5 protein-coding genes are annotated in these 4,500 nt (G+C 64.8%); 1 reads left to right on the plus strand and 4 read right to left on the minus strand.

The annotated features are described in order from the left end of the window. Positions 1-147: 147 nt before the first annotated feature. The 4 genes from DEVEQU_RS19285 to crcB are packed head-to-tail and all read right to left on the minus strand — an operon-like array spanning position 148 to position 2,961. Positions 148-927 (minus strand): ATP12 family chaperone protein, encoded by a 780-nt coding sequence (locus DEVEQU_RS19285; RefSeq protein ID WP_126152239.1) that lies wholly within the window; start codon positions 925-927, stop codon positions 148-150. Between the two features lie 2 nt (positions 928-929). After that, positions 930-1,595, minus strand: a complete 666-nt coding sequence (locus DEVEQU_RS19290) for an HAD-IA family hydrolase (RefSeq protein WP_126152240.1) — start codon at positions 1,593-1,595, stop codon at positions 930-932. After that, positions 1,592-2,581, minus strand: coding sequence for an RluA family pseudouridine synthase (locus DEVEQU_RS19295; protein WP_126152241.1), 990 nt, complete (start codon positions 2,579-2,581; stop codon positions 1,592-1,594). The genes DEVEQU_RS19290 and DEVEQU_RS19295 overlap by 4 nt, the downstream gene beginning before the upstream one ends. Further along, positions 2,578-2,961: a fluoride efflux transporter CrcB gene (crcB, locus tag DEVEQU_RS19300; RefSeq protein WP_126152242.1), complete on the minus strand. Its 384-nt coding sequence runs from the start codon at positions 2,959-2,961 to the stop codon at positions 2,578-2,580. Before crcB ends, DEVEQU_RS19295 begins: the two co-directional genes overlap by 4 nt. 106 nt (positions 2,962-3,067) lie before the next feature. Between crcB and DEVEQU_RS19305 the strand changes: the two genes are divergently transcribed. Next, a complete protein-coding gene (locus DEVEQU_RS19305) occupies positions 3,068-4,192 on the plus strand; it encodes a patatin-like phospholipase family protein (RefSeq protein ID WP_164550490.1) in 1,125 nt (374 codons plus the stop codon). Positions 4,193-4,500 lie beyond the last annotated feature (308 nt).

Consider the following 4,500-nt stretch of genomic DNA (forward strand, 5'->3'; position numbering starts at 1 on the left):
GAATCACTGAACCACCCCCCACCCCGGCCCTCCCCCTCAAGGGGGGGAGGGAGCGCTGGAGCCGGAAAACCGGCGCCTTCGCATACCGCTATTTTAAATACCACCCCTCAACAGGAAGGGCGGGAACGTACCGGTCCGACCAGCCCGTCACCCCTTGAGCGCATCCACCACTGCGATGGCGGTGTCGAATTCGACGCGGCGTTTGGCACGGCGGTCCATGGCTTCTTCGTCTTCGCCCCAGAGGCGAATCTGGTGGTCTTCATCGACATGGGCGGCGGCCCAGACGGCATCTGCGGTGAGCAGACCGTGGAGATAGGCGATGGCGAGGAGGCCCGAGCCGGTGATGCCGGTGATCGAGACAAGCGCGGTGAGCAACAACAGCCCCTGCCCTTCAAGCGCTGCGTCGAGCTTGCTGAGCGTCGTGGCGGGCTGCGGCTGGTGGATGATGCCGATGGTGGGCTGGAAGGCGATGTCGAAATGCCGGGCCAGGGCGACCAGCGCCCCATCCCAGTGTCTTTCCTGCTCAGCCTCCAGTTCCTGCGGCGCATCGGCGCGATACAGCAGCAGGTCATTGCCGGCGAACTTCCCGATCTCGGCGCGGAAGGCCGGGACCATCTCGTCGCCGCTTTCCACGGCCGAATTGATCAGCCGCACCATGGGCATGGTGCCGGGATCGATGAATTCGCCCTGCGCCGCCCATTCGGCCGCCAGCGCCTGGGCGATGGAGAGGGCCGGAACGACGATGGGCAGCTTGTGACCGGGCGTGCGGACCTGGCGGCCGTCGAGGGTAACGGCATAGCCATCCTCGAGGCGGGCGACGTCGACCGCCTTGTAGAAGCGCTTGGGCAGCTCGACCTTGTTGAGGTGCTGGGCCCGGCCATAGCCGTCGTCGCTGTGGCGGTGGGCCTCTTCGAGTTGGTCGCGCATGCTCAGGACTCCAGGATGCTGTCGATTGCAGCGGGCAGATCGGCATAGGTCTCGACGATGCGGTCGGCACCGGCGGCGCGCAATTCGTCGGGGTGGTGATAACCCCAGGTAACGCCGATGGCGCGCGTGCCGGCAGCCTTGCCCATTTCAATGTCGAAAGTGGTATCGCCGATGATGACGGTGTCGCGGGCATCGGCACCGGTTTCGGCCATGGCGCGCAGCATCATGCCGGGATGGGGTTTTGAGGGATTGTGGTCGGGCGTCTGCAGGGTGACGAAGTGATCCGCGATGCCATGCAGTTGGGTCAGGCGATGCACGCCATTGAGGCCCTTGCCGGTGGCGATGCCGAGCAGCGTGTCGGCGCGGCTGCGGAGCAGGTCAAGGGCTTCGCGCGCACCGGGAAACAGGCCTTCGCGGCCCTCGGCGGCAACGAGAGAGGCTCGATAATGGCCGCGATAGTCTTCTGCCAGCTTTTCGGCCAGCGCCGTGTCGTCAGTGCCAAGCAGCCTGGCCATGGCCTTGGGGAGCGACAGGCCGATGACCCGCCGCGCCTCGGCCGGAGTGGGCGGCCTGAGGCCGGCGCCGGCAAAGGTGGTCGCCATGTGTTCCGAAATGAGGGCCTCAGTGTCGATCAACGTGCCATCCATGTCGAACATGACGAGCTTCATGCAGCGTCCTCCGGATCGACGCTTTGCGCATCGTAGCGATTGGCGTCGAAGCCCAGGGCCTCGAAACTCTCCAGCATATGCGGCGGCAGCGGGGCGGAGACGTCGAGCTTCTTGCCATTGCGCAAAGGCAGGACGAGACGGCGCGCATGCAGGTGCAGGCCTTCGCCGAGGCCGGGTGCCGGCATCCAGTTCTCGATGTTGAAATAGCGCGGGTCGCCGATGATCGGGGTGCCGAGCTGGGCCATGTGCACGCGCAGCTGGTGGGTGCGGCCGGTCACCGGCTTCAGCGTCACCCAGGCGAAGCGGCGGCTGGCGGTGTCGGTGGTGGAATAATAGCTGGAGGAGTGCACGGCGCCCGGCGTGCCATTGCGCACCACCACCATCTGCTCGCCATCGGTGGTCGACTGCTTGGCCAGGAAGCAGGAGATTTCGCCCTGGCGCGGCGTCGGATTGCCGGCGACCACGGCCCAGTAGATCTTGCGGGCCGAGCGCGAACGGAACACCGAGCCGAAATGGGTGGCGGCAGCGGAGGTCTTGGCGACGACGAGGCAGCCGGAGGTGTCGCGGTCGAGCCGGTGCACCAGCTTGGGCGTCTCGCCCTTCTTATTGGGCAGGTTCTTGAGCAGGCCATCGAGATGGCGGGTCGTGCCGCTGCCGCCCTGCACGGCGAGGCCATGCGGCTTGTTGAAAACGAAGATGTCGTCGTCCTGATAGAGGATCAGATCCTCGAGGAAGCGCACATCCTCCTCGTTGATGCGCATGGGGCGGACGGCACCGGGATCGTCGACCGGCGGAATGCGGATGACCTGGCCTTCGCTGAGGCGGGTGCTGGTCTCGACCTTGGCCTTGTCGACGCGCACTTCCCCGTTGCGGATCAGCTTCTGCAGCCGTCCGAATCCAACCTGTGGGAAATGCCGGGCAAACCAGCGGTCGAGCCGCATGCCCTCTTCGTCTGCGCTTACTTCGCGATGTTGAACAGCGCTCATGCCGGTCCGCCTCTTGTCATCAGAAGGCCGAGATAAAGCCCCGCGAGGCAAACCACAACCGACAACACGACATAGAGACCCGCTTCGATGAGCGCACCGCGCTCCATCAACACGATCGTATCGAGCGAAAAGGAGGAAAAAGTGGTGAACCCGCCCAGTATACCCACCGCCACGAACAGCCGCGCTTCCGCCTGCCAGGCCGGGAGCAGCCGCGCCATCAAACCGACGAATACGCCCATCGCCAGCGAGCCCAGAATATTGACGAGCAGCGTGGCGAGCGGAAAGCTCATCGGCAGCAACCGTCCGATCAACTGGGAGAGGCCATAGCGCCCCATGGCGCCAATGGCGCCGCCGATCCCAACCAGGGCAAAAGCCATCATGGTGAATGAACCTTTGGTGCGAAACCGCGAAATTGCATCTGTTTGTTTCTTGAACGCTAGGGCCGGGCCGCTATCACAGGAGCATAGCAAGATTTGGGGGCCTGCGATGCGGCGTCTGTTGAGAATTTCGATTCTGGTGCTGGCGGCAGCAACGCTGGCCGGCTGCGCCAACTTCGCGCCAAAACGCCCCGATATCCCGGTGGCGCTGATTAATGATGCCGCCGTCGGCCCCCTTACCACGGCCAAGCTGCGCTATTGGGGCGACGATCCCGAATTTGCCGCCGGACACACCAGGGTCAAGCCGGGCTCGGACGGGCGCGTGGATTTTCTGACCCTGTCGGGTGGCGGCATCAATGGCGCCTATGGCGCGGGCTATCTGGTGGGCTGGTCGCAATCGGGCAAGCGGCCGGAATTCGAGGTGGTCACCGGCATCAGCGTCGGCGCCATCATCGCGCCGCTGGCGCTGCTCGGCCCAAAATATGATGGCCGACTGCACCAGGTGTTCGAATCGCTGAGCCAGGCCAGCAATCCCAAGGCCAATGTGCTGTCCGCCGTGTTCGGCGCGCCCGCCATGCTCGACAATGCCCCGGTGCGGCGCGCCATCGCGCTTTCGGTGGACGAACAGGTGTTGAGCGAAGTCGCCGCCGCCCATCGCGCCGGCCGCCGACTCTATGTGGGTACGACCAATCTCGATGCGCAGCGCCCGGTGGTCTGGGATATCGGCGCCATTGCCAACAGCACCCTGCCCGACAAGCTGCAATTGGTGCGCGAAATCATCCTCGCCTCGACGGCGGTGCCCACCGTGTTCTCGCCAGTGCTGATCGACGTGGATGCGCAGGGCGTTAGCTATAACGAAATGCACGTCGACGGCGGTGTCACCGAACAGGTGCTGCTCATGCCCGGTGGCTGGGGCAAGGTCGGCAATGCCAGCAGCGCCCGGCTTTACGTGATCTTCAACGGCGTGGTCGATGCCTCGCCCACCACCGTGCAGATGACCAGCATGCGGCTGCTGGAGCGCTCGCTGCCGACGCTGCTCAAGTATCTCGGCCGCGCCAACCTGGCTGAACTGGCCAATTCGGCGCGTCGCAGCGGCGTCAAATACAACATCACCGCCATTCCCGGCAGTTTTCCGGAAAGCGACAGCCTCTTCGGCTCGCCGCAATGGCTGGCGCAGCTTTACCAGTATGGGCTCGACAGCGGCAAAATGGGCTCCTGGCGCGAACAGGGGTAGAGGGCTCGCCAAGAGGTGTCGGCGTGATGCACAAGAGCCGCCTTGCTCCGATCCGCCCTCAGGCTTGACCCGGGGGCTGTACGGTGGGTGGGCGGCATCGTGGTTTGCAGGAACATTTCGGCCCCTGCTGCCACCTCCACCGCTCCCGGCTGTCACGCGGCGAAGGCGCGGGCCATCCCCCAGACCTCGTGATGGTTCCCGACCGGAGTTTGTCCTAGATCATTTCAAACTGAGGTGGACTCTGGGCGCTTTCGCCTCCCTCCCCCTTTAGGGGAGGGATTGAGGGTGGGGGTCTATCAGTGGATTGC

Source organism: Devosia equisanguinis, assembly GCF_900631955.1.
Lineage (GTDB): Bacteria > Pseudomonadota > Alphaproteobacteria > Rhizobiales > Devosiaceae > Devosia > Devosia equisanguinis.

Excerpts from the sequence above, each read along its gene's own strand:
- DEVEQU_RS19285 (WP_126152239.1), bottom strand. The coding sequence starts at position 927 with ATGCGCGACCAACTCGAAGAGGCCCACCGCCACAGCGACGACGGCTAT.
- DEVEQU_RS19290 (WP_126152240.1), bottom strand. The coding sequence starts at position 1,595 with ATGAAGCTCGTCATGTTCGACATGGATGGCACGTTGATCGACACTGAG.
- DEVEQU_RS19295 (WP_126152241.1), bottom strand. The coding sequence starts at position 2,581 with ATGAGCGCTGTTCAACATCGCGAAGTAAGCGCAGACGAAGAGGGCATG.
- crcB (WP_126152242.1), bottom strand. The coding sequence starts at position 2,961 with ATGATGGCTTTTGCCCTGGTTGGGATCGGCGGCGCCATTGGCGCCATG.
- DEVEQU_RS19305 (WP_164550490.1), top strand. The coding sequence starts at position 3,068 with ATGCGGCGTCTGTTGAGAATTTCGATTCTGGTGCTGGCGGCAGCAACG.